The sequence below is a fragment of the Maribellus sp. CM-23 genome, from assembly GCF_021354595.1.
Classification (GTDB): Bacteria; Bacteroidota; Bacteroidia; order Bacteroidales; family Prolixibacteraceae; genus Draconibacterium.
Window position 1 is genome coordinate 238,172 of record NZ_JADWYJ010000001.1, and the last position, 26,155, is coordinate 264,326.

At 43.6% G+C, this 26,155-nt stretch carries 17 protein-coding genes; 14 read left to right on the forward strand and 3 right to left on the reverse strand.

Going from position 1 to position 26,155, the window contains the following annotated elements:
• The first annotated feature begins 260 nt into the window (after positions 1-260).
• The 8 genes from INQ51_RS00900 (at position 261) to INQ51_RS00935 (ending at position 9,662) form a co-directional block, all read left to right on the forward strand.
• Positions 261-602, forward strand: a complete 342-nt coding sequence (locus INQ51_RS00900) for a DUF6054 family protein (protein WP_233376014.1) — start codon at positions 261-263, stop codon at positions 600-602.
• Positions 603-655: 53 nt separating this feature from the next.
• Complete coding sequence (locus INQ51_RS00905) at positions 656-1,765, forward strand: TlpA disulfide reductase family protein (RefSeq protein WP_233376015.1); 1,110 nt, start codon at positions 656-658, stop codon at positions 1,763-1,765.
• A 61-nt stretch (positions 1,766-1,826) separates the two neighbouring features.
• Positions 1,827-2,708 (forward strand): CPBP family intramembrane glutamic endopeptidase, encoded by an 882-nt coding sequence (locus tag INQ51_RS00910; protein WP_233376016.1) that lies wholly within the window; start codon positions 1,827-1,829, stop codon positions 2,706-2,708.
• A gap of 121 nt (positions 2,709-2,829) precedes the next feature.
• Entirely contained in the window at positions 2,830-3,936 is a 1,107-nt protein-coding gene (locus INQ51_RS00915; RefSeq protein WP_233376017.1) for a serine hydrolase domain-containing protein, read from the forward strand.
• 1,347 nt (positions 3,937-5,283) lie between these two features.
• Positions 5,284-6,450 carry an alcohol dehydrogenase-like regulatory protein ErcA gene (ercA, locus tag INQ51_RS00920; protein ID WP_233376018.1) on the forward strand — a complete coding sequence of 389 codons (1,167 nt, stop codon included), beginning with the start codon at positions 5,284-5,286 and terminating at the stop codon, positions 6,448-6,450.
• Between the two features lie 8 nt (positions 6,451-6,458).
• On the forward strand, positions 6,459-8,087 hold the full coding sequence (locus INQ51_RS00925) for a PAS domain-containing hybrid sensor histidine kinase/response regulator (protein ID WP_233376019.1): 1,629 nt from the start codon (positions 6,459-6,461) through the stop codon (positions 8,085-8,087).
• Between the two features lie 212 nt (positions 8,088-8,299).
• Positions 8,300-8,884 carry a Crp/Fnr family transcriptional regulator gene (locus INQ51_RS00930; RefSeq protein WP_233376020.1) on the forward strand — a complete coding sequence of 195 codons (585 nt, stop codon included), beginning with the start codon at positions 8,300-8,302 and terminating at the stop codon, positions 8,882-8,884.
• Between the two features lie 16 nt (positions 8,885-8,900).
• Positions 8,901-9,662: a CPBP family intramembrane glutamic endopeptidase gene (locus tag INQ51_RS00935; protein ID WP_233376021.1), complete on the forward strand. Its 762-nt coding sequence runs from the start codon at positions 8,901-8,903 to the stop codon at positions 9,660-9,662.
• Between the two features lie 192 nt (positions 9,663-9,854).
• Here the strand turns inward: INQ51_RS00935 and INQ51_RS00940 are convergent, their stop codons facing one another.
• Entirely contained in the window at positions 9,855-13,112 is a 3,258-nt protein-coding gene (locus tag INQ51_RS00940) for a S41 family peptidase (protein ID WP_233376022.1), read from the reverse strand.
• A gap of 595 nt (positions 13,113-13,707) precedes the next feature.
• Here INQ51_RS00940 and INQ51_RS00945 point away from each other — a divergent pair.
• From INQ51_RS00945 to INQ51_RS00965, 5 genes are all read left to right on the forward strand, one after another.
• Positions 13,708-16,332, forward strand: coding sequence for a TonB-dependent receptor domain-containing protein (locus INQ51_RS00945; RefSeq protein WP_233376023.1), 2,625 nt, complete (start codon positions 13,708-13,710; stop codon positions 16,330-16,332).
• A 1-nt stretch (position 16,333) separates the two neighbouring features.
• Positions 16,334-17,422, forward strand: coding sequence for a DUF4249 domain-containing protein (locus INQ51_RS00950; protein WP_233376024.1), 1,089 nt, complete (start codon positions 16,334-16,336; stop codon positions 17,420-17,422).
• A complete protein-coding gene (locus tag INQ51_RS00955) occupies positions 17,419-19,062 on the forward strand; it encodes a hypothetical protein (RefSeq protein WP_233376025.1) in 1,644 nt (547 codons plus the stop codon). The genes INQ51_RS00950 and INQ51_RS00955 overlap by 4 nt, the downstream gene beginning before the upstream one ends.
• 5 nt (positions 19,063-19,067) lie before the next feature.
• Positions 19,068-19,787: a hypothetical protein gene (locus INQ51_RS00960; RefSeq protein ID WP_233376026.1), complete on the forward strand. Its 720-nt coding sequence runs from the start codon at positions 19,068-19,070 to the stop codon at positions 19,785-19,787.
• A gap of 185 nt (positions 19,788-19,972) precedes the next feature.
• Positions 19,973-20,305, forward strand: coding sequence for a DUF6616 family protein (locus INQ51_RS00965; protein WP_233376027.1), 333 nt, complete (start codon positions 19,973-19,975; stop codon positions 20,303-20,305).
• A gap of 55 nt (positions 20,306-20,360) precedes the next feature.
• Here the strand turns inward: INQ51_RS00965 and INQ51_RS00970 are convergent, their stop codons facing one another.
• Positions 20,361-21,473, reverse strand: a complete 1,113-nt coding sequence (locus tag INQ51_RS00970; RefSeq protein WP_233376028.1) for a glycoside hydrolase family 26 protein — start codon at positions 21,471-21,473, stop codon at positions 20,361-20,363.
• A 207-nt stretch (positions 21,474-21,680) separates the two neighbouring features.
• Between INQ51_RS00970 and INQ51_RS00975 the strand changes: the two genes are divergently transcribed.
• Complete coding sequence (locus tag INQ51_RS00975; RefSeq protein ID WP_233376029.1) at positions 21,681-24,518, forward strand: TIM-barrel domain-containing protein; 2,838 nt, start codon at positions 21,681-21,683, stop codon at positions 24,516-24,518.
• Positions 24,519-24,710: 192 nt separating this feature from the next.
• On the opposite strand, the gene INQ51_RS00980 is transcribed toward INQ51_RS00975, so the two are convergent.
• Entirely contained in the window at positions 24,711-26,153 is a 1,443-nt protein-coding gene (locus INQ51_RS00980; protein ID WP_233376030.1) for a glycoside hydrolase family 125 protein, read from the reverse strand.
• Between the last annotated feature and the right edge of the window lie 2 nt (positions 26,154-26,155).

A 26,155-nucleotide genomic window follows, 5' to 3' on the forward strand; every position in this document is an offset into this window, starting at 1 on the left:
AGCACATTGTCTAGTCGCACAAGGCATCCCGCAAAACCAAAACCAGCCAAAGAGCTTGCCTGTCCGACACACTGAAAAACAGAAAAAACACGAAACGCTAACACGTGGTATAAGGCATGGCTGGGTTTGTGCGGATTCGACACGGTCGAATCTCGTCCCAACCTCGGTTTCGGTCGGACTGGTCAGACTCTCGTCTGCCGCCACAACCTAATACAACCAAACCGCTCAACAAAACATTAAACCACAATCTAACCCACACCATGAATACCGCAAAATACAAGCTCTCGACTGATGACCTGGATAAAACAGTAAATTACTTGATCGAATTTCTGCCTTTTGATTATGAGAATCACAGTCATGATATGTCGGTTTTAGCCTCAGAAGCTTACTACATGAGAAACGGCTCCACACAACTAAATATGATCATCGCCAAAAGAGAGGCAGCGTATTTATTGATTGATGTGATGGGAAGTGCCGGAGGCAGAGGCCCCCAAAACTGGGACTGGGGTTCGGAAAAAAGTTACCTCAAAAAGGTAAAGAGACTGCTCGACGAATACGCCAAAGAATTCAGCTTAACACTCGAGGAACTAACAGCATCATAAAAAGAACAAATCCGCACCGGCAAAGCGTTACCAACCCATAAAAACAAGAACCAATGAAAACACTACTAAGCTTATTCCTTCTTCTGTTTTTGCTTATTTCGTGTAACAACGATCAAAAAACGTGTCATTTAACCGGCGTGCTGGAAGACGCCCCCGACACGACAACTCTTTACTTGGCAGACTGGGAAAGCAGAATTGTATCGGATACTATCCGGGTGGTTAACGGTGCGATCGATTACAAGTTTCAGCTGGATCATCCCAAAAAATTTTACCTCCATAACCAACGAAATCAATACGATTTCAGAGACAGAAAGGTTGTTTGGCTGGAGCCGGCTGAAATTAAAATAAGCGGGAAATATGAGTTTTTAAAAAGCCTCAAAATAGAAGGGTCTGCCGCGCAAACCGAGTTCGAGAACTACCATTCACTCATCGCAACTGCCACCAAACAGATCAATGAATTAAAAGAACAAATCCATTTTAAAACAGATGCCGGGAAGAAACAGGATACAATCAGAATAGAAGCACTTGAAACCGGTTTAAGCGACAGTATTGTTGACTTTCTGCTGAAACACTCCAACTCGTATGTCACGCTGTATTCGCTGCACAGCGAGTGTTTTTTCAACCCCAGGCATTTAAACAAAACGCAAATTGCGAAGGTTTATAACAGCTTACCCGAAAACTTAAAAGCCCTAAAGCAGGGAGTGGCAATCAAGAAATTCGCCGAATTGCCCGAACCTCCCCAAGTGGGAGATGTGGCGCCCGAAATTGTACAGCTAACACCCGAAGGCGATACCCTAAAACTTTCGGACTACAGGGGGAAATATGTGCTGCTCGACTTTTGGTCCTCGTCGTGCGGCGCTTGCCGGGCCGATTTTAAATGGCTGAAAAAAATCTATGCCCAGTACCATTCCAAGGGCTTTGATGTTCTGGCCGTATCGGGCGACCATGTAAAACAACGATGGACCGGCGCCATTGCCGCAGATTCAGTTCCCTGGCAAAATATTTCGGATTTAAACGGCTGGCAAAACGAAGCCTTTTTGCGGTACGACATCCGGTACATCCCCCGCAATTTTCTAATCAACCCGGAAGGAATTATTATCAAAGAAGGATTGAGTACTGAAGCGGGCGCCAACTATGAAATAGGAAAATTATTTGAAGAATGAAAAGAACAGCTTGTACCAAAGACAGCCTTTCTTCTGCAGCATAAATTAGTAATATTCAACCATGACCAAATCAACTGCCGCCCATTACCCCAACATCGCCCAAAGCTTTGGCATTACAGGCATAGTAGTGCTCGCCACCCTCGTATTCAGCCCGGTATTATTGCTGCTAAACGAACTGATCGGCGAAGAAGCCTCCATGCTCCTCTACTATATTTTAGCTGTAGGACTGTCTTTCTGGCTTGTCTGCTCCATCCGAAAAAGCAAAACAAGCCGCTGTTCGTTCAACCTGAGCATCGAAAATAAACGAACCATCCCGTGGGTAGTAATTGGCACCATCGCTTTACTTTTTGGAGTCATCTCGCCCATCAGCAGCCTAATTCCCATGCCCGAAAGTCTGGAAAAAGCGTTCATGGATTTTGGCAGCCAAACCGGAGTTTTTGCCTTTGTTTTAATGGTGATTGCGGCGCCAGTACTGGAAGAACTAATCTTCCGGGGAATCATTCTGGATGGTTTGCTGAAACAATACTCTCCCATCAAATCCATACTGATTTCCAGTCTGCTCTTCGGCTTGGTTCATCTAAATCCCTGGCAGTTTGTTACCGGATTCATCATCGGAATATTTTCGGGGTGGGTGTATTACAAAACCAGGAGTTTGTCACTTGCCATCGTTATTCATGCGTCGGCCAATATAAGCGGGTACATCGCGCGCCATTTTATAGATATTGAAGCATCGATGGACGAAACCTTAACAGAAGCCTATGGCAGACCAACCAATTTAGCTTTGGCAATAAGCGGAGCAGTAGTGGTTGTGGGCATATGCACCTACTTTCTGCACAAAGAATTTCAGAAACAACTGCCGCCCGAAGACCTGCCCCGCCCAACAGAGCAAATTTTTCCTGCGGACACTCCCCTTCCGGCAGACAGTGAAAATAGCGCGCAATAACAATTGATGGTATATTTACCGGAAAATGCCGGGCAGCCGGTCGCCAAAAGAGAATGAACAAAACCGCTATTCGTTTGAGCCGGCCTTGAACGGGAATCAACCATAAAACCACTATAAACCGATGTACCAATTAAAAAACACGCTGAAAAAGCTGCTCCTACTAGCGCTTTGTCTGCTTCCCTTTGTCGGGCACACCCGGGAAAATACTTCGGGGAAGTCGCTAAAAGAAAAGATCGAGGCCTATTCAAAAGCCCACAACCACGCGGGCATTCTGGTGCTGACAACACGAAACGACAGCATTTTCACACATACCGCGGGCTATGCCGATGCAGCCCAGAAAACACCGGTAACCGAAAACCATCTTTTTGAAATCGGGAGCGCCAGCAAAATATTCACGGCCATCGCTGTTTTTCAGTTGATTGAAGAAAACAAGTTGTCGTTGCAAACAACGCTCAACACCCTGTATCCGGGCGGCGAGATACAGGCGCTTGCCAATTACCAGGGGCAAAACCATTGGGACAAGGTGACAGTTGAAATGCTCTTAAACCATACCTCGGGGTTTATCGATTACCTGAATATTTACGACTCCGACGAGGAAGCGCTGGAGGCTTTCAGCCGGAAAAAAGAGTACACTTTCGAAGAGCTGATCCATTTCTCGGCCGGTCATGGCGATGCCCATTTCGTTCCCGGCGACAGGTTTAAATACTCCAACACCAATTACATTATTTTGGGCGATATTATTTCGAAGCTTTCTGAAATGCCCTGGAAAACCTACATCCAAAAAAATATCCTGGAAAAAGCCGGCCTGGAAAATACATTCTTTGGCTCTGAAATATCGCCCGAGAACCACCGGCGGCTTATGACCGGCTACTACGGAGATAAAACCACGCAAATACCTTATTCGCTGGCCGGAAGCGCCGGAGAGATGATTTCGGACGTGTACGACCTTCGCAAATTTCTGCTGTTCTGGAGCCAGGGAAAATTCTATAAAAACCCGGCCACTTTTCAGCAGCAGATTTCGACGGGCATTCACAGCATGAGCACCCAATCAAACGCCGTAAAATATGCGCTGGGAACCATGCTTGTTGGCGAAACAGTTGGCCATGGCGGACAAACCTTTGGATATCAGTCGTACCTGGCCGTCAACCCGCAAACCCACGATATTTGCGTGATTGGCATTAACAACGCCACCGTTTCGGGGATCTCGCTGTTCATGAGTTTAGAATAAATGAGCTGTGAGCCGAGACTACAACAGCACGGCAACACGGCATCACCGCTCCTTCAGATTGCTTCTCCGTCCGTCTGCTGCCGGACGAATCGCAATGACGCCCGTTTTTGTTTTCGTTTGGCAGCGGACATAAGGTGTCGTAACCGGAAATTGTCTGCTGCTGTCCGCTGCCGGAACACATCCTTTTTGGCGTTAGGACGAGCGTGCGAAGCCAACTCTTTCTGAAGAAAACTGTCAAATTTTAAAACTGTGAAATTGATAAATTGCGCGGAGCAAAGGGCATGGGGCACAACTCTGAACTCTGAACTACACGCTGCGAGCTGTGAGCCATGAGCTGCGAGTACAACAGCGGCATCACAGCAATACGGCTGCACTGCAACACCGCTACTACCTCACCCCCTCCGTCATCCCGGTGGCGATGCCACGGAATTCCTCGTCCCCCTAAATGGGGACAAACAGGAAGGACTACGAGCTGCGAGTTACGAGAAATTTTGCCCCTCCGAGGCCCAACGTCACCCCACCAAAGTACTCCGTTGGGCTTCAGAGAAACTAATTTGGACCTCAAAAGAACTAATTTGAACCTCGGAGCCTCAAACGAGAGCCTTTTTGCCCCGAATTTTAACAATTGAGCCTCAAGCTTGAACCTCAGAGCTCAAAATTTTAACAATTGAGGCCCGCGCTTGAACCTCAGAGCCCCGGCTTTTAACAAAAAAGGCTCAAATTAGTTTCTCGGAGCCTCAACGTTGGGGCTCCGAGGCCCAAGTGGAGGGCTCTGAAGTACCCCCGGGTACTTCGGAAGTGGGGTCTAACGCATTGAAAGAACGAAAGACAGCCTTTGAACACCCGTATTAGCCATGTGCTTCGAGCCGCTGGCTACCGGCTTATTCCGCAATACAGCATCATGGCAACACAGCCACTGAACGCTGAACTACCAGCTATTGTCAAATTACTAAACTGTCAAAATGGTAGAATAAGCTTTGAGTCGTGAGCTACGAGCTACGAGTAAAATACGGCAACTCTGAACATTGAACTTCGAACACTAAACTACTATCTGCATACAAAATACAGAAGAACAGCATAACAGCAATACGGCAACACGGCCACTCTGAACGCTGAACGCTGAACTACAAGTCATTGCCAAACTGTTAAATGGTTAAACAGGACTGTTTTAGCTACTTTGTAACTTAATACAAAAACGCGTTGAAGTCTGCTACTACTCATACATGAATCGGAAGATTGCCGTTGTGTCATACACTGACTAGAGCTTACCTCTTCTCGAAAGAACTTCTCGATTTTGTAAAAAGTAGTACATTAATTAGTTATTTTAACCACGCTAAAAAACTAACTATGTCAAAAGATATCCAATTAAGCCCGAGGAAGTTTGTTGCCCCAGAATATATTTATGGTGTGGATTCACGACTAATGGCTGGTATTTTTTGCAAAAAATTAGGCGGACGAAAAGTACTCTTAGTTACAGATCAAGGGATCGAAAATACGCGATGGTTATCAGAAATAGAAAAAGAACTGCAAAAACAGTCCCTTGAGTATATTGTTTTTTCTTCCATATCGCCCAATCCTCGTGATTGCGAAGTAATGGAAGGTAAAACGAAGTATGAAGAACATAAATGCAATTTAATACTTGCACTGGGCGGAGGGAGCGTTATGGATTGTGCCAAAGGCATTGGAATTGTCAGCACCAACCTGGGACATATTCATAACTATGAAGGAGTTGATATGATCAACAAACCCATGCCACCCTTGATTTGTATACCAACCACGGGTGGAACTGCGGCTGATGTTTCCCAGTTCGCAATAATAAACAATACTTCAGAGCGATATAAATTTGCGATTGTCAGTAAAGCAGTTGTGCCCGATGTGGCATTAATCGACCCACTGGTTTTGACAAGCATGGATGCCTTCCTTACCGTATGTACCGGAATGGATACATTATCGCATGCCTTTGAGGCTTTTGTTTCCAATGCAAATTCTGCTTTCACTGATTTATATGCCCTCGAATCTATACAACTAATCATTAATAATCTGCACGACTGTATTACCCGCCCCGACGATATACAGGCACGAGGCAAGGTGATGTTAGCCAGTTTGTATGCAGGTTTGGCCTTTTCAAATGCAAGCCTGGGATGCGTGCATGCACTGGCACACAGTTTAGGAGGGTATTTGGACCTGCCACATGGAGAATGCAATGCCATTTTATTGCCCCATGTGGTTGATTATAATTTTGAATCAGCAAGCGAACGATACATCAAAATTGCAGAAACTGTTAAAATGCCTTTTCATGGAAATAACAAAAATGATAGAAAGAAGGCATTTGTAGAACATCTTATTCATTTTAAGCAAAGTGTAGGTATCCATACAACCCTAAGAGATAAAGGTGTAACACCTGATATTATACAACAACTGGCATCAAAAGCAATCAAAGACCCCTGTAATGCAACAAATCCGAAATCGCCTGTTGCTGATGATCTTAAAGCAATATATTCAGAAGCATTGTAATTGGAACTATGGAAAATGATTGGAGCAAATACAGAGACAAAATAGTGGGATTGGGCGAGCATTCGCTGCGAAAAAGCTACTATCCTGAGCTACAGGAAAAAATTGATAAACTTGAAGCTTCACAAAAAAATCTTCAGACTATTATAAACAGCATTAGTGATGCTATTATAATTCACGATAGCAGCGGATGCATTTTATCATTAAATGAGCACGCAAAGAAATTATATAATATTGGAGATAACGAAATAAAACAATATACTATACATGATATAACATCACCCAACCAAGAAGGTGGAGACTTATCTGCAACATGGAATAATGTATTAAACAATACCCCACAAGTATTCGAATGGTTAACGCTTCAAATAAACACAAATAAAGAATTACCCGTACAGGTATCAATTAATCATACCATATGGGATGGGAAGCCTGCAATTGTAGCTGTTGTACGTGATTTTACCGAGCGCAAGATATTTGAACAAGAACTTATACTTGCAAAGGAGAAAGCAGAAGAGGCCAATAAGCTTAAAACAGAGTTTTTACATAATTTGTCGCACGAAGTTCGTACACCGATGAACGGGATAATAGGTTTTGCAGAAATGCTGGAAGATCCGGATTTAAGCAACGAGATGCGAATAAATTATTCAAAAATTGTTCAGAACAGCAGTTTTCAACTTTTAAAAATAATTGATGACATACTGGAAATATCGTCACTTGAAACGAAGCAGATAAAAGTCAAAAAAGAAGAATTTTGCATTAACAGCTTATTGATGGCATTGTTTTCACAATATAGTGTGAAATCGCAAGAGCGAGATATCCCTATTTATATAAAGAAAGGGCTTCCACAGCATCAAAGTAAGATAATCTCAGATAAATCCAAACTGGCTAAAATATTAAGTAATTTATTGGAAAATGCTATTAAATATACGAATGAGGGATTTATTGAGATGGGCTATAGGGTAGAAAACCAAACGGTGGTATTGTATGTAAAAGACACAGGAATAGGTATATCTCCCGAAAACTCAGATAAAATATTTGAACGTTTCTCGCAGGAAGAAAAAGACATGTCGAGAAAATATGGCGGACTTGGTTTGGGCCTGTCAATTGCTAAAGAAAATGCGAAATTATTGGGAGGAGATATAGAAATAATATCAGAGAAAGGACGTGGTTCTGTATTTTATGTTTCAATACCCTACGAGCCATCCGGGAACAGAGTTCATGATGTGTCAAAGTCGTTATGGAATAAAGATGAGGAGACACAAAACAAACGATACAAAATTCTTATCGCTGAGGATGAGGAGGTAAATTACCTTTACATTGAAGCACTTTTGGAAGGGAACTCGAAATTCAATTTAATCCATGCAAAAAACGGCAAGGAAGCCGTTGATATTTGTATGAATGACAATAGCATCGATCTGGTTTTAATGGACATAAAAATGCCTGTAATGAACGGGCATGAAGCCACCAAACGAATAAAATCAAAATACCCCGATTTACCTGTTATCGCACAAACTGCCTATTCGACCAAACTCGACAAAGAACTAGCTTTAAAACACGGATGCGATGATTTTTTATCAAAACCTTTAAAGAAAGAAGTGCTTTTGAAATTGATAAATGCATATTTAGTAACGGAATAGCATTGGTGGCGTATAAATGCTCTCCAATGATCAGAGATTATAAATAGCATTCGGGAAAAACGGAGAAAGATGTTATTTGAAAAGTTACACATTCTTGTTTCAACAGATGATCCTTATGGATTAAGTAATAATATTGAATTATTTGAGGATATACTGACACAAAATAAAATGAATGCAGACATCAAACAACTGACCTCTGACAAATAGAAAAATTGAGAACTGAAGAAAAAATAAAACAAGCATTCGACCCTTACTTCAATGTCCCTCTTGAAGCATGGAAGTTTTTTACCGACTTGGGAGAAATCATATCAACGACAAAAGACCAAGTCATAAAAGATACCGACACAACAGAAAAATATTTGAGCTTTATTCTAAAAGGGAGTGGTGGAATTTTACTCTGGAATAATAACAACTTTGTGTGTATTGATTTATGCTATGAAGCAGAATTCTTTGGAGATTATATGTCATTCCTCAATCAACAGCCAACACCGCTCGAAGTTGTAACGTTCGAACCATCCGAACTTTTTAGGATTTCCAATGCTAATTTCCACAAGTTGAGTGACAACACGGAGTTCGGAGATAAAATCTGCCGGTTTGCTTCCGAGGCACTTTTTGTTCACAAACAAAAGCAACAAATAGATATCCTAACAAAAACAGCAACGGAAAGATACATTGAGCTACAAACCAGACAACCGAAAATTTTACAGCGAACACCACAAAAACACATTGCCTCATATCTTGGTATAACACCTCAAAGTTTGAGCAGAATAAGAAAAGAGCAAACAACAATATATTAGTTGAAAAAGTTATCGTATGGTAACAGAAAAAGCATTTTTCAATCAGATCTTTGCCAAAAATAAGTCTGATATGAAAATGTTTTATACCCTTTTTATTTTAGGAATTTCAACCACTTTGTTAGTAACTGCCGGGATTTTTACGAATCAAATTACTCTGCAAATTCATCCAAGTAGTTTTGTGAATAGTCTGGCAAAGTATCAGATCTTTGCTTTGACAGTTGGAATTTTAACAACGATAGCGATTCTTATTTTAAACCCCGAAAGCAAACAATTTTTACGAGCAGGACAACTTGGCACCATTGCGGAGAAAGAAAAATGGCTTGGAATAAACGGCAAATCTTCCTGGACAGTAAATGGACTTCAATTACTGTTATTTATAAGCATTGCGACAGGAATATTTATGTTCTTTGCAGTAAAACACACAAACAGTATCAGCAATTTTAACTGGAATTTTGTCCCTTTGGTACTGCTGTTTTCATTGACAAACTCATTGGCGGAAGAGCTTATTTTCCGTTTTGGCATTGTTGGCGGACTTTTCAACCACTGTCCCAAACTAACCATAATGATTCTATCAGCTGTATTGTTCGGATTACCACATTTTTTCGGAAATCCGGGGGGAGTTATTGGCATTTTAATGTCAGGCGTGTTGGGTTACATCTTGTGTAAGGCGACAATAGAAACAAAAGGACTTTCCATTGCGTGGACAATACATTTCGTACAGGACATTATAATTTTTACAGCTTTGATGATGATGAATGTTAAGCAAAATACATTCTGACACGACAGATGATAAGGACTGTCACCAACACTGATAGCCCTTACACAACCCCATACCTTTTAACTCCCTCATTCTTTGTTCTGAGAAGTAGAAAATCATAAATCCCAAAGCTCCAACACCTTGCGTGTCCCATAAAAAAGGCCATCCGCCAAAACGACGGACAGCCTGTTATTTTTACATACCTTATTTCAACTATCTTTTTTCGTAAGGCTCGTGTTGCGGCCATTTTACCGGGTTCTTTTTGAGCTCTTCTTTTACCACTTCAATGGCTTTTTCGAGCTGGTTATCGACCCCGTTGGCCAGTTTTTCATGGTCTTCTGCCTCCGGGATATCGGGATCCACACCGTGTCCTTCCCTGAACCATTTCCCGTCGGGATCATACATCCGGAAGGTAGGAGCCGTTACCGAGCCACCGTCGACCAGCGAAGGTGTTCCGCTGATACCGATCAAACCTCCCCAGGTACGCGAACCTACCAGCGGGCCGAGTTCTGCTTTTCGGAAGAAATCGGGGAAGGCATCGCCACCCGATCCGCTCCAGCCGTTGATCAGCATCACTTTGGCACCAAAATGCCCGACAGGAGGCCACTGCCAGTCGTGTCCGTCGCGCACGGCCCAATATGCCAGTGCCTTCCGGTTTAGTAATTCAATAAAGCGGTCCGGAATCTGGCCTCCGCTGTTAAAACGTTCGTCGATGATCAGGCCTTCCTTGTTCCATTGTCCGTAAAACTGGCGGGCCAGTTCATTTTGCCCGTCAATGCCGGTGCTGCGTACGTAAATGTAGCCCACTTTACCGCCGGTGGCTTCTTCCACACGTTTGCGTTTGGCTTCGATCCATTCCAGGTGCCGCAGCCGCGACTCGTCGCTCATCAGTTTCACTGTGATCTTTTTGGCATCGGCTTTCGAAGTTGTTTTTCCCACCGTCAGCACTACGGTTTTTCCTCCCAGCCCCTGGAAGGCAGCTGCCGGTTCGCGGTCGGTTGTAATCGCTTTTCCGTTTACTTCCAGGATATAATCGCCCACGGCTACATCCACTCCGGGTTCTGCCAGCGGAGAACGTTCTTCTGCATCCCAAATGGCACCGGTCAAAATCTTTTTCACCTGGAAAGCGCCGTTGCTGATGCCCCAGTCAATGCCCAGGTAGCCTACGCTTGTCCGGGGTGTTTGTTCCAGATCGCCACCGCCTTTGTAAGTATGCGATGCGTTCATTTCGCCAATCAGTTCACCCAGGATAAAGTTTACATCTTCGCGGCTCGACGCCTGATCGATCAATGCACCGTATTGTGTTCTCATCTTTTTCCAGTCGACACCGTGCATTCCCTTGTCGTAGAAATAATCGCGTTCAATGCGCCAGGCATCGGTAAACAGCTGTTTCCACTCCTCTTTAGGGACAACCGTTGTTTCCATTTCCTGCAAAGGCACATTTTTATCGGTTTTCTGATTTTCGCGTACGTCAATCACGTTCAGTCTTCCGTGGTTCGATACCAGCATTTTCTCGCCGTTAGCCGACAGACTAAAACCACCGGCATCGTCGAGGATCGTTTTTTCTTCGCGGTCTTTCAAATCCCAGAAAACAATCGGGCGTTTGGTTTTGCCGTCGGGCGATTGCACACTTTTCTGGTAGATTATTTTGCCTTTGGCGGCCGTTAGTGCACGGTAATCTCCGGCACTCACCGGCAGCAACACCAGGCGTTGTTCCAAACCATCAAAATCGATGGTAACTTTCTTTTCGTCTTTTGCCTCATCCTTTTTCTCGTCTTTGGCATCTTTGTCCTTGTCTTCAGCCTTCTCTTTATCGGTATCTTTCTTATCTTCTTTCACTTCTACCGCATCGTTTTCAGGCTCCAGCGGCGAAGGCGTATCTTTTTTCAAAGTGATTGCGCCCACGAGCGTAGATCTGGAATAAATCCAGGAGTTATCAAAGTCGCTGTAATCCGCATTCATCGAACGGTTGGTCAACACATACAGGTATTTCCCTTCCGGATCAAAGGCCGGGTCGGTGTTGCTGTAGAAGTCAGAAGTTACCTGCTGTTTCAGGTTGTTTTCCACGTCGTAGATCCATACAACCGAATGACGGTTTTCAGCGCCCCGTGCCCAGGTTACATATTTGCTATCGGCCGACCACGATACAGAAAAGCCGCGCAAGGGGCCTTCCATCATCCAAAGCGCTTTGTCAATTTCTTTTACTGCGCCAGATTCCGCATCGCAAAGTTGAATGCTCATGGTCTGGTCAATAAACACCAGCTTTTTGGAGTCGGGCGACCAGTACAGATTGTAACGGAAACCGGCTCCCAGTTTGGTAATGATTTTTACCGATTCGCTTTCAACATTGTAAAGTGCCAGTTCGTATTCGCCGTTTTCATCGCTCCACCAGGCAAGGGTTTTGCCATCGGGCGACCAGGCGGGGTAACGTTGTGCAGAACCGGAACTCTGGGTGAGGTTTAGTACGAATCCTTTTTCGGCCGGTAGCGAGAAGATCTCGCCTCTTGCTTCGGCCAGCACCCGTTTGCCATCGGGCGAAACTGTCGCACTCTGGAGATACCTTTCCACTTTTACTGTTTTGGGCATTGTGGCCATCTGGTCGGTCACCACTTCAATTTTTACTTTTTTGTATTTTTTAGTGGCCAGGTCCATCAAATACATATCGCTGCCTGCCTGAAAAATCAGGTCGTCAGGCCCTATCGAAGGAAAACGCACATCCATATCCGAAAAACGGGTTAGCTGCTCATTGGTTTTTGTTTGCGTATCGTACGCCCAAATGTTGTTGCGTTTTTCCTTTCCGTTGTCCGACAGGTAATAAATGGTGCTGCCACTCCACATCGGCAGCTCGTCGTTGCTATCGCTATTTGTAATATTGGTGGTTGAATGATCGCTGAGGTTCATCACTAAAATGTCAGGAGCCATCCCGCCACGGTATCTTTTCCAGGTACGGCCGATCCGGGTTTTATCCGTAAAAGCCAGTTGTGTACCATCGGGCGACATGCTGCCAATTTCGGCATAAGCCGGAGGAAGGACTTCTGGAAGTCCGCCGTTTTTATCGATGGTAAACAGTCGAGAGAAGCGTTGTCTCCCGCTTTCCTGCCCGGTGGAGAAAATAATCTTGCTTCCGTCCGGGGTCCAGTCCTGGATGATACAACCCCGCCAGGTTACCCGTTGCGGTTGCCCGCCACTAAACGGGACGGTATAAATATCGCGCGAACCGTCGTAGTTGGCCGAAAATGCCAGTGTCTTTCCGTCGGGCGAAAATTTGGGAAGTACCTCCTCTCCTCCAGGAGAACTAAGCCGGGTGGCCTGTCCCCCCTCTTTGGCTACTATCCAAATATCGCCTGCATATACAAAGGCAATGTGCGTTTTGGAAACATCGGCATACCGGAATAAGCGGGCATCTACCTGCGCCCCGGCAGAAAAGCCAGCCAGCAAGAAAACGGCCAGCATCAGAAAAATTGTCTTCATTTGTTTAAATTTTGTATTGAGTTTTTATGCGTTTTGCAATTCTGTTCTGGTTTTATTCAACTTATGTTGATTTACATTGAAAGACGGAATTTATCAGCGTTCATTTCATCCGCTTTATTCTATTGACCAGGATTACTCAAAATTGTATCAACAAGCTGTGTTAAGATAAGTTCGTTAAAGGTTCTTTTCATTACAAAATGACGCGATAAGATAGTAAACCTTTTTTGATTAACTCCTGTCAACTATTGGTTTACATGACGTAAGCTACAAATACTGAATATGTAAAACAAGAAAATTCCTGAATACATTTTATATTCATGGACGGTGTGATTAACAATAGTTAATGTTATTTATATTTCAATAATTTACATCGTTTCACAGGAGAACTTTATCATAAAACGTATAAACATATGCTTCATAATTTTATTCCTGACTGTTGATTTTTATATTAAATAATTTTGTTTAGATTTAACCGAGATTTTAACTAGATCAATAACCCATAACGAACGTGTCAACTAAGAGTTTAGCCCATAAAACCCGACTTCTTTTCCTGATCTTGCTGCTTGTGACATCCGGAATATCCAGCGCCCAAAATGTGAACAAAATTACTATTTCAGGAAATTTCAGGAATGTCCCGTTAAGCAACTTTATTCAAACACTTCAGCAGGATTACGGATTAAAAGTTTATACCAAAGACGTATGGATTGATCAGTACTCCCTTAACACTACATTCAACAAAAACCCTTTGATACGCGCACTTAACAGCGTTTTTAACGAACATGATCTTACCTATGAGATATTTCAGGATAATATTATACTGATATTTCCACGCCGAATGGATACCCGTCGCAGTATCGATGAAACCGGACAAATACTGGTTATCGGCGATCTGATAAATCTAGGCAGGTATAAAACAGCCACTATATCGGGAAAAGTGCTGGATGGAAAAACCGGCGATCCGCTTACCGGTGCAGTGGTGTTTGAGCGCAAGCTCGAAAAAGGAGCTTCTTCCGGTAAAGACGGAAGTTTTAAACTGGATTTGCCAACAGGAGAACATACCCTTCAGATTTCGTACATGGGTTTTCAGGGCTACGACAAAAAAATAAACCTGATAGAATCGGGGGAAGCTCAGTTTGAGCTTTTTGAGGAATCACATAACCTGGAGGAGGTAACTGTTGTGGCAGATGAATATACGGCATCCCGAACGCAAACAAGCCTGGTGCAAATGTCGTCGAAAGACATCAAAAATATGCCCTTGCTGATGGGAGAAAGAGACGTAATCAAAACGATTACAATGATGCCCGGTATTCAAACGGTGGGAGAACTTTCGTCAGGCTTTAATGTCCGTGGAGGAAATTCGGACCAAAACCTGGTGCTGGTAGAAGGCTCCCCGGTGTTTAACACCACGCATCTTTTTGGATTCCTGTCGATGATAAATCCCGATATGGTGGAAGACATGCGGGTTTACAAAGGCGGACTTCCGGCCAGGTACGGAGAACGCGTGGCATCAGTTATGGAAGTGGATTTCAAAGACGGGAACAAAGACCTGCTGCGTTTTTACGGAGGTCTGGGAATCATCAATTCACGGCTGGCTTTGGATGGACCGCTTTCAAAAAACAAAAAGCTGACAGTGGCGGCCGGCGGCCGTTTATCTTATACCGACTGGGTTTTGAAACAGATTCCCGACAAAGACATTTCAAGAAGTACCACCAACTTTTATGATGTAAGTGGAAAACTCACCTACAAATTTGACCACAACAACTCCATCCGGTTCATGGGGTACAAAAGCAACGACGAATTTAGTACCAGCAGTGAATCAATCAATGAATACGGAAATACCTTATTTAACCTCGAAGTAAGAAACAAATGGGGAGAGCGCCTTTTTGGTGAAGCGGATCTCTCGCACAGCAACTACTATTTTCGTCTAACGGATTTGGCCTCCGGAAAAAATTTTGAGGCCTATTACCTCGACAATAAGTTCCAGTACAATTCACTAAAATACAACTTGATATGGCACCCAACTCCCGACCATAACGTACATACGGGAATCAACCTGATCCATTACAAAAACAATCCGGGCGAAATCAGCCCCTACTCCGATACCACGATCATTGTTCCCGACAAAGTAGACGCAGAAAAAGCCATTGAAGGAGCTCTCTACGCCAGCGACGAATTTACGGTTCTTCCGGGAGTAACCATTAACCTGGGCATTCGTTACAGTAGGTTTTCCTACCTGGGACCCACCACCGTTCTCCTGTACGAAGAAGATCAGGAGAAAACCCCCGAAACCGTTACCGGCACATTGGAATTTGGCAACAACGAAGCCGTAAAAACCTACCAGGGAATCGATCCGCGACTTTCATTGAATTACGAAACGCCATCGGGGTATTCGCTCAAAATGAGCTATCAGCGTACGCGGCAATACATTAGTCAAATAAGTAACAGTGCGGTAATTTCGCCAGCCGAAATATGGAAAACCAGCGATTACTACCTGGAGCCACTGATAAACGATCAGCTTACCGCAGGCATCTCTAACAACAACTTTCTGAAGAACTACCTGTTCACGGCCGAAGTATATTACAAACAACTTCAAAACCTGATCGAATACAAAAACGGCGCACAAATTATCATGAACAAACACCTGGAAACCGACCTGATTCCTTCTGACGGTTTTTCCTATGGACTGGAATTGTCGTTAAACAAAAAGCTGGGAAGGCTTACCGGGTGGATGAATTATACTTACTCAAGAACCAAACGAAAAACAACCGGAGCGTTTGAAGAGGAACAAATCAACAAAGGAAAATATTACCCGTCGATTTACGATAAGCCGCATGATCTATCGATGGTAGCCACCTATAATATCAGTCGCAGGTGGAGGCTATCCGGCAATTTCGTATTTGTATCAGGCAGGCCGGTAACATTGCCCGAAATCTCGTATCAATACGAAGGCCAAACATTGGTTTACTATTCTGACAGGAATAAATACCGAATGCCGCCTTATCACCGCTTTGACCTCTCCATTACATTTGATGAGAACCTGAGAAGAAAACGAATGTGGAAAGGGAGCTGGACACTTTCAGTTTACAATGCTTACGGAAGAAAGAATCCGTACTCGGTTTATTACAGAAAAAGTGCCGGCATATACTCAAATACAGCCTTGTATAAATTATCGGTAATTGGTGTTCCTGTTCCGTCGTTAACCTACAATTTTACGTTCTGACATGAAAAGATTGATTATCATATTACTGATGCTGTTCACAATCCTGGCATGTGAAGAGATTTATCATCCTGACCTGGAAGAGGTGGATAACAAACTCGTGGTAGAAGCTACATTAAATGCACAACTTCAGCAAAACACCATCAAACTGTACCGCTCACACGGGTTTAACAGCGAGAACAAAACATATCCTCCGGTAAGTGGTGCAAAAGTCTACTTATCAGACAACCTGCACAATAGAACTCCTTTTATTGAAATGAGCAATGGCACTTATCTGCTTGATTATAAGTTAGACGAAAGTCAAAGTTATCAACTTCAAATTGAACTCGATGGGGAAACATATGAATCAAGGATGCAAGCCGTTCCGGAAATGCCAAAACTCGATTCAGTTTATGCGGATTATGCAACCGATATAACCATTTCAGGAGCAGCCAACAACAAAGAAGATATTATAACAGAACATGGAGTACGTGTTTATACTGACATAAACAACGAAGGACAAATAAGCCACTATCGCTTTGATGCCCAAAAGGTAATCCTGTATGTTAATCACTATGATACAGTGATTAAAAGTGAAGGAGGAAGAGACATGGTCGAAACAAGACCTATATATTCATGGAAATCAAGGTATCCAACCGGGATTTTCAATATTGCCGGCCCGCCGGCATACAGTACTCAAAAAGAAATCACCAAACATCCGCTTGAATTTTTCAACTTGAATTACAAACGAATTATATCCGATACCGTTATTTTTACGGGTTGGATATACATTGTGCATCAATATGGATTAAACGAGGATTCTTATAATTATTACAAAGACCTGAACAACCAGTTGGATGCACAAGGCAAGATCTTTGACCCGGTTTATATCCAGGCAAACGGGAACATAAAATGCCTGACAAATCCGGACGAAGTTGTGCTGGGAAATTTTGAGATTTCTTCGTATGCAGAAGCCAGGTATTACCTGATGTATTCTCTGATTATAGATAACTTGTCCATAAAACGTATTCCTAAAGACTATTACATTCCGAATCGCGGAGCATTAAAAGACAAAAAACCGGAGTTTTGGGATTCAATATATATGAGCGAATGAAACAGCTAATTTGTATCATAACGATTGTTGCCGGCCTCCTTTCTTTTCGTGCAGGAGCACAGGAACAAATTCATTTGTTTCCCGACCGTACGTTTTGTGTTTCAGGAGATACGGTATGGTTTAACGCGGTTATTTCCGGTAACGGAACAGACAACACAAACAACATCGTTCATGTTCAATTGGATGATTTGGGTAACAACCATATTACCAAGGTCTCCGTCGCAAGTGACAAAAACAGTGCTTCCGGCTACCTTCTTGTTCCCGATTCCCTTTCAACCGGAGTTTATGCATTAAAAGCTTTTAGTAATATCCAGAAAAAAAATCCTTCCTCTGTTTTCTTCACACATCTGCTGGTGGTATACAACCGTTTCGACGAAAACATTTCGGAATTTTACATTCCTGAGATCAATCTTCCCGAAAAGAAATCTGATGCCGGTATTTCAATTACTGCAACACCGCACAGCGGAAAAAGCAAAACAGTTGAAGTTGATGTAACTATGGAAAAAGCCTTGTGCTCAGAAGCTCTTGAAATGATTGTCACGGCACGTTTATTTGATCCGTTTGCAGACCAGTTTAGCGCGGAGATTAAATCCGGGTTTACACCTTCAATGCAAGATGTATTTATGCCGGTACGCGAAAATAATGGCGTTCTTATTAGTGGCCGGATTGTGCAAAACCAAACGGAAATTCCGGTAAAAAACACCCCTGTTTTTCTCAGTATATCCGACACCCTACCTTATTTTGATTATTGCGTTTCGGATGATCTGGGAAGATTCTATTTCTATGTAAGAAATGCTGTTGGGAAAGGAGATATCGTTATTCAGGAGGTGTCAAAACAAGCCAGGGAAAACAAAATCGAACTTTTGGGCAATTACATTGAAACAGAGAAAATTCCGACAACTCATCAGATATTAACCCTTGCTCAAAACACCTTTGCATCCGACCTTGTTAAAGCAGCTTATTTTAGTCGGATTTATAAGGGGTACAGATCACTGCCTGCAGATTCCTTTTTGATCAAAAAAGAGTTTCAATACCCATTTTACGGCCCCCCCACTTCTACCTTCGATCCCGGATTATTTATCGATTTGCCCAATTTCCAGGAAATATCGCGCGAAATCCTTCATGGTGTTCAATACCGGGAAAAAAAAGGAGAAGTAAGCATTCGCTTGCTCAACAAGGGAAACAGGTCAATTTTCAACAATGAGCCGTTAAAATTGCTGGATGGGATACCGATCTTTGATCCAAAACTACTGTCAAAACTGAATACTCAAACCATTGAAAAAGTTGATGCTGTGTACTTCAAAAGGTTTTTTGGTGATATCAGTTTCGATGGTGTCCTGGCAGTTTACAGTAAAAACCCAACACTCGGGTGGGTTGAATCCGTTCCTGAGTTAAATATATTTAAATACACGTTTATTCAACCTGTTTTAACTCCGACACTTCATAATCAACCTTCTGAAAGTAATAGTATCCCCGATTTCCGAACCGTTTTTTACAGGGAACGCCGAACCGACCTTGCCGATCCGATAAACTTTCGTTTTGAGCGGTCGGATATCAAAGGCGATGTTTTGATTGAAGTAATTGCCGTTTGTAAAGACAAGCGTATTGTCAAAACCTGGAAAGTAATCCACCTAGATTGAAAACCATGCGAATACAATTAAGAATCATTATAACGTGTTTACTGATTTTTGCGGGTGTTCAAATTCATGCGCAAATTACTATTCAGGGCTTTACGCTGACAACGGAAGCCAATTCAACAAAGTATAAGCTCCCCGGAAAACAGTTTTATCCGCTCTATGTGCCCTCGGGATCAGAGTTTATGGACAACAAATGGCAATTCGGCTACGTAATACTCGAGAACAAGGATCGATACGACAGTTTACGCTTAAAGTTTAACACCTACAAAAACGAAATAATTTGGCTTCACAATCGATCTATGTCCATGATTGAACTCGACAAAAACGTCATAAAGGAATTTGGCTTTTATTCAGAAACCGGCAACCTGCTGTCGTTTCAAAAGCTGCATCCGGGAGACGATCCGGAAGATACCCATTACTTCAAAATGCTTTATGACGGAAAATTAAAAATTGCCATTTTGCACTATACCATCGAAAAAAAGGTTTCCGCCTACAGAGATAAACTTGGCTTTATGCGCAATACAAGCTTTGAAATGCGCACCGACAACTACCTCATCTTTCCGGGGAACGATTTTGAAAGATTCAAATTTAAACGCACCTCTTTTCTGAATCTCTTTGGAGTAAAGAAAAAAGAAGTGAGAAGAGTGCTTCGGCAGAACCAAGTCCGGCTGTCTCAGGAAAAGGACTTCATACGCGCGATTAGCGTAATCGAAAAGGAACTTTACTGATTCTCCATCAACCTCAAGTCTGCCAACACGCTCATACACCGCCGCTCTTCAAAAGTCAATTTTGATAATTCGTTGGCTTTTCCGGCCGTGAAGGAAAATTTGTCCCAACCAATTCAAGAAAGTAAACGTATGAAAAAGGTAATTGACAATACTTTCAATGCTTCATTTTCAAAAAAAACTACGATATGGAATGTTACATCGAACTTTGGAAAGAAAAGGAAATATGGAAAAAGCTTCCTAAAAATGAGAAGGAAAGTTACCTGAACCAAATTGGCCCGCACATGGCAGAACTATTGGGCAAAGACGTCGAGATCGTTGGTTGGGGAACCAATAAACCGTCTACTGTCAGCAGAGCCGACTTTGATTTTTTTGCCGTTTGGAAATTTCCTGACTGCGAAACAATGGAAGAGTTTGAAACAGCCATTGCTACTGCTGGCTGGTACAATTACTTTTCGCAAATTAATGTTTCGGGAGAGTTGGTGAGTCCGGAAGATGTGATTCGAAAAATGATCTACTAAACCGGGCAATCACCTAAAAGCTTCCTCTGAAAAATATCTCCCCGCCCTGTTTTTTCTATTCGTACAACTTCAACTTTGAAACCTCTTTCTGAAAAAGGGTTTTGCGGTCGTTGTAAAACCGGACAAAGTCCTCACTGTCCGGACTGTTTTTATACGGAGCAAACGCTCCATGGCTGGCTGGTTGCCACGGATTGCGCCAAACCAAAACATACGACAAATCATAAGGACGCAAACTTGGCAACACTGTTTTTGTCCACCATTCAGTATTTTGGGCAATCGGGCCACCGGTTTCACTTACGGCAGCTATCTTGCTACGTTTCTTTGCTTCGGCTGTCACCACCGACGCACAATATTTCAATGCTTCGGAATAGCCGGCTCCCCGGTCGTATAAATCAAAAGCCAGGATATCCACGACATCATCTCCGGGATAACGTTCAAAATACTCGGCTTCGGTTTCAAACCGATCGGTTGAATAAGTATACAAAACATGGTGAATGCTCTTTTCCTTCTGCAGATAATCTACAATAAAACGCCACAAAGCCTTGTATTCGTCTACGGTGCACAAATCCTTTCCCCACCAAAACCAGCTGCCCGTATGCTCGTGAAACGGCCGGAATAAAACAGGGATGAAGCTTCCGTCTTCTGCTTTTAGTTGATTCAGAAAATCGGCCAAACGATCGAGATAAGTAAGAAACAAGGCGTGTTTTTCACCTCCCGGCAAAATCGAGCGAACAACTTCTTTTGAGGAAGTATCCCACGAAGTTTCTCCTGTTAGCGGGTTTCGCAGGTGCCAGCTGATGGTATTCACTCCTCCCCTCTCATAAACTGTTTTAATCCAGCCTTGTATTTTGTCGAAATGCACGGAGTCTAAACTATAGGCATCCCCCAACTCCAGGTGTCCCAGTTCCCAGCCATAAACCGCGGGATAATCTCCGCACGCATCTTTTACATCCGAGCGGCCTTCTTCGTAAACCCAGCCAATTCCGTACGCCAGATCATCCTGATGACCAAACATCATCCCCTCATGCTGTAATTTTAGAAGGTTTTTATACAAGCTGAGCGTTTCAGGTGTAGCCTTCGCATCCGTTGGCGTCTCACCCTGTGCTCTCACGGTTTGTATTCCACATATTGCAATCAAAAGCATCAGCCACCAGCCTTTTTTATTCATATCTATTCAGTTTTATTGGGTGATGTCATCACCAGCCTTTTTCAAATTTGGTCAATTTAAAACAAAATAAAAAGAAAGCTTATTGTATTTTCAACAAAAAACATTCTAAAACACAAGAAGCTCTTGGCTTTTTTGTATTTTAGATCGACTATAACTAACGAATAATCAACAAAAAACACAGATTTGGCTATCTAAAACTGCGACCATATGAAACAACTACCGGCCATCGTATTGATTAGCTTATTTGCTTTTTCGTGCGCACAATCCTCCTGGGAAAAAAGTAGTGAAGGCGTTGTAATTTACCCCAAAAATGCGCAGCATCAATCGGCGAAGGCGCTGATGATTGTTCCGCTGGGTGACGAAATAATTCGGGTAAGTGCCAGCGCCACCAAGACTTTTAGCGATGCACCAAGCCTCTCCGTTTTACCCGGCCTCCCGTCTGTTGAGTATACCGTGGAAGAAAAAGAGGGCAAGGTTATCGTTGCCACATCAAAAACCAAAGTAGAAGTTTCGATGAAAACCGGCGCGATTGATTTCTACGACGCAGAAGGCAACCTCATTCTTGGAGGAAAAGAAGACGGCGGAACCAGGCTTAAAGCCATGGAAGTGGACGGGGTGAGAGGCTACGAGTTGCAACAGGTGTTTGAATCTTCGGAAGATGAAGCGCTGTACGGGCTTGGCCAGCACCAGGCCGGAGAAATGAACTACAAAAGCAAAAACGAGGAACTTTTTCAGTACAATACAAAAGTTTCCATCCCTTTTGTGGTTTCCACCAAAAACTACGGAATTCTTTGGGATAATTACTCGCTTTCGCGTTTTGGCGACCCACGTCCTTACGGTCAAATCAGCCAGTTTAAACTTGTGGATGTCAAAGGCGAAGAAGGTGGTCTGACGGCTACCTATATCGACAATACGGATAGCGTTCATGTTTTTCTGGAACGCAAAGAAGCTACCATCGATTACGAAAACCTGGAGACGATTGAGAATTTTCCGAAAGGGTTTAGTTTCGACCGGGCCAAAATTACCTGGGAAGGAAAACTTCAGCCAAAGGAAAGCGGCTTGTTTCATTTTCTCTTGTACTATGCGGGTTACACAAAGATATGGATCGACGGACAACTGTTGGCAGACAAGTGGCGGACTGCCTGGAATCCTTCCGTAGCCAAGTTCCCAATTGACATGAATGCAGGTCAGGATTACGACATCAAACTGGAATGGTACCCCGATGGCGGTGTTTCCTATATTGGATTGAAAGCCTTGTCTCCGGTACCGGCCGGTCAGCAAAACGATATTTCCTTTTACTCTGAAATGGGCGACCAGATCGACTACTACTTTATGAAAGGAAATTCGGTGGACGACGTAATCAGCCGCTACCGCACACTTACCGGGAAGGCCCAGGTGATGCCGAAATGGGCCATGGGATTCTGGCAAAGCCGCGAGCGTTACAAAACGCAGGAAGAACTGCTAAGCACGCTGGATGAATTCAGAAAACGTCGCATACCGATCGACAACATTGTTCAGGACTGGTCGTACTGGCCGGTTGAAAAATGGGGAAGCCACGATTTTGACACAGCACGTTTCCCCGATGTAGAAGGAATGATCAAACAAGTACACGATAAGCATGCACGTATTTTGATTTCGGTGTGGCCGAAATTTTACCTAGGAACAGAGCATTACAAAGAATTTGACAAATACGGCTGGATCTACCAACAAGCCATAAAAGACAGCATCTGCGACTGGATTTTTCCCGGTTATATCGGTTCGTTTTACGATGCTTACAGCGAAGATGCCCGCAAACTGTTCTGGAAGCAAATAGATGAAAAACTGTATTCAAAAGGAATCGATGCCTGGTGGCTCGATGCAACCGAACCCGATATTCTTTCGAATGCCAGTGTTGAATACCGAAAAAAACTGATGAACCCAACCGCCCTGGGACCATCAACCCAATATTTCAATGCCTACGCTTTAATGAATGCAAAAGGAATTTATGAAGGTCAGCGAGCGAAAAACCCTGTGGACCGCGTGTTCATCCTAACCCGTTCGGGATTTTCTGGCATGCAGCGCTACGGTACCACCACCTGGAGCGGTGATATTGGCACCACCTGGGAAGATATGAAAGCGCAAATCACTGCCGGAATCAACTTCTCTATGTCGGGCCTTCCCTACTGGACGATGGACATTGGCGGTTTTTGCGTACAAAAGAAATTTGAACGTGCCAAAGAAGGAAGTGAAGACATGGAAGAATGGCGCGAACTAAATACCCGCTGGTACCAGTTTGGCGCATTTGTTCCGCTTTTCCGTGTGCACGGGCAATTCCCTTACCGCGAAATCTACAACATCGCCCCCGAGAAACACCCGGCTTACCAGTCGATGTTATACTACAACAAACTTCGCTATCGCCTGATGCCATACATTTACAGCCTAACCGGCGCGGTTTATTTCGACGATTACACCATTATGCGTGGTTTGGCAATGGATTTCTCCGCCGACAAAAATGTGCTGAACATCGGCGATCAGTTTATGTTTGGCCCCTCTATGATGGTTTGCCCGGTAACTGAATACGAGGCAAGACAGCGTGCAGTTTATTTTCCGGCACATACAGGCTGGTACGATCTTTATTCAGGCGAATACCTTGAAGGTGGACAGAAAGCGGAAGTAACCGCTCCCTACGAACGAATGCCCTTGTATATATGCGAAGGCTCCATTGTTCCGGCAGGACCTGAAATTGAATACACCGACCAAAAGCCTGATGTCCCGATCGACATTTATGTTTATTCAGGAAAAGACGGTTCGTTCAATTTATACGAAGACGAATCGACCAACTACAATTACGAAAAAGGAAAATACAGTGTGATAGGCTTTGAATATTCCGAAGCTGTGAAAACGTTGAAAATACTTGCCCGCCAAGGCGAGTTTGAAGGAATGATCAAAGACCGTGTGTTTCGGATTCATAAAATTTCGAAGCAGGATGCTGTTCCTTTCCTCTCAGAAAAAGGACTGGTACAAACAATAAACTACAACGGAGAAGCTGTTGAAGTTAAATTATAATTCAAGACGTGGCTTATTTAAAAATAAACCCGGGAAAGCATTGCCAACCCGGGTTCTTTATTTTAATGAGACTCCTCGCAGCAAGGTGCGGGGAATATAACCCATGAGATCCCTCGTCTATCGCTCGGGATCAGTTCGGCTAAATGATTTTGAAAAACAAAATCATAGTCTCACTGATTCAACTGAATGTTTTTATGACAGATTGTTGAGCAAATCTGTTTTTCCTTCGTTCACCAGTTTTAGAATTAACTCGCCAAACAAGGTGTTTGCCCACGCAAACCACGAACGGGTGAAATTCGCCGGATCGTCTTTGTGAAAAGTTTCGTGCATAAAACCGGTATCTGCATCGGTGTTGCGAAGCGTTTTTACACACCAGCTGATTTCTTTGTCATCGGTGCTGGTCATGGCTTTCATAATAATACTCATCGGCCAAACCATGTCGTAACCAACATGCGGTCCGCCAATTCCCTCAGCAGCTTTTCCCTGGAAGAAATACGGGTTGTCGTTACTCCAAACCAGGTTACGCGTATTCTGGTAAACCCGGTCGTTCAGGTCGATCAGCCCCAGGTATGGAAGTGCCAACAAGCTGGGCACATTGGCATCGTCCATAAAAACATGGTTACCAAAACCGTCTACTTCAAAGGCATACACTTTTCCGTGACGCGGATGTTCCACAATGCCATATTTTTCAATGGCTTTTTCCACTTCATCGGCAAGGTTTTTACATTCTTTTACGAAAGCTTTGTCTCCGGTAACCTGGGTGCTGATTTCAGCCAGCTGACGAAGCGAAACTACCGCAAACAAATTCGATGGAATCAGAAAGCCATAGGTAGTCGCATCATCCGAAGGGCGGAACGTTGAGTTGATCAGCCCTACCGGTTTTAACGGACGTCCGTAACCACCGTTTGAAACCGTATCCAACTGACGATCGGTGGTGCGCATAAACACATAGGGTCCATGATCCTCTTTGCGCTGTTGCTCCTTAAATGTTTTTACAATCAATTGGGCTGCTTTTTGCCAGTCGGCGTCAAAAACAGACGTATCGCCTGTGGTCTTCCAGTAATTATAAGCCAAACGAACGGCATACGCCAGCGAATCGATTTCCCATTTACGTTCGTGCAAACCCGGTTTCATGTCAGTATGATCACTCATCCAGTGCACTTCTTCTTCCTTGGTTTTATTGAAAGCATTGGCATACGGATCGAGCAGAATGCATTGCGTTTGACGATGCACCACGCCTGCCAGTAATTTTTTCAATTCTTTATCTTCACCCGCCAACGGCATGTAAGGCCAAACCTGGGCTGTAGAATCGCGCAACCACATGGCATGTATATCGCCCGTAATCACAAAAGTATCCGGTTTCCCGTTCAATGTTCCAAACTCAACCGTAGTATCCAAGGTGTTCGGGAAACAGTTTTCAAACATCCAAGCCAGTTTCGGATCCTTGATTTTCGCTTTTACCGAAGCGATGGTTTTCTCCACTGCCTCTGAAGTAAAATGTCTTTTCCCCGGAGCCGGACGGTTGCTTACATATTTCTGCTCAACCGGTAGCGCCCATAAATGATTCGTCCCCATAAGCGATGCACCAGCAACGGCAATGGTTCCCTTTTTCAAAAAATCTCTTCTGTTAGTCATTT

Bases quoted from the DNA above. Each gene is read 5' to 3' on its own strand.
- INQ51_RS00900 (WP_233376014.1), top strand. From the start codon at position 261: ATGAATACCGCAAAATACAAGCTCTCGACTGATGACCTGGATAAAACA.
- INQ51_RS00905 (WP_233376015.1), top strand. From the start codon at position 656: ATGAAAACACTACTAAGCTTATTCCTTCTTCTGTTTTTGCTTATTTCG.
- INQ51_RS00910 (WP_233376016.1), top strand. From the start codon at position 1,827: ATGACCAAATCAACTGCCGCCCATTACCCCAACATCGCCCAAAGCTTT.
- INQ51_RS00915 (WP_233376017.1), top strand. From the start codon at position 2,830: ATGTACCAATTAAAAAACACGCTGAAAAAGCTGCTCCTACTAGCGCTT.
- ercA (WP_233376018.1), top strand. From the start codon at position 5,284: ATGTCAAAAGATATCCAATTAAGCCCGAGGAAGTTTGTTGCCCCAGAA.
- INQ51_RS00925 (WP_233376019.1), top strand. From the start codon at position 6,459: ATGGAAAATGATTGGAGCAAATACAGAGACAAAATAGTGGGATTGGGC.
- INQ51_RS00935 (WP_233376021.1), top strand. From the start codon at position 8,901: ATGGTAACAGAAAAAGCATTTTTCAATCAGATCTTTGCCAAAAATAAG.
- INQ51_RS00940 (WP_233376022.1), bottom strand. From the start codon at position 13,112: ATGAAGACAATTTTTCTGATGCTGGCCGTTTTCTTGCTGGCTGGCTTT.
- INQ51_RS00950 (WP_233376024.1), top strand. From the start codon at position 16,334: ATGAAAAGATTGATTATCATATTACTGATGCTGTTCACAATCCTGGCA.
- INQ51_RS00955 (WP_233376025.1), top strand. From the start codon at position 17,419: ATGAAACAGCTAATTTGTATCATAACGATTGTTGCCGGCCTCCTTTCT.
- INQ51_RS00960 (WP_233376026.1), top strand. From the start codon at position 19,068: ATGCGAATACAATTAAGAATCATTATAACGTGTTTACTGATTTTTGCG.
- INQ51_RS00965 (WP_233376027.1), top strand. From the start codon at position 19,973: ATGGAATGTTACATCGAACTTTGGAAAGAAAAGGAAATATGGAAAAAG.
- INQ51_RS00970 (WP_233376028.1), bottom strand. From the start codon at position 21,473: ATGAATAAAAAAGGCTGGTGGCTGATGCTTTTGATTGCAATATGTGGA.
- INQ51_RS00975 (WP_233376029.1), top strand. From the start codon at position 21,681: ATGAAACAACTACCGGCCATCGTATTGATTAGCTTATTTGCTTTTTCG.
- INQ51_RS00980 (WP_233376030.1), bottom strand. From the start codon at position 26,153: ATGACTAACAGAAGAGATTTTTTGAAAAAGGGAACCATTGCCGTTGCT.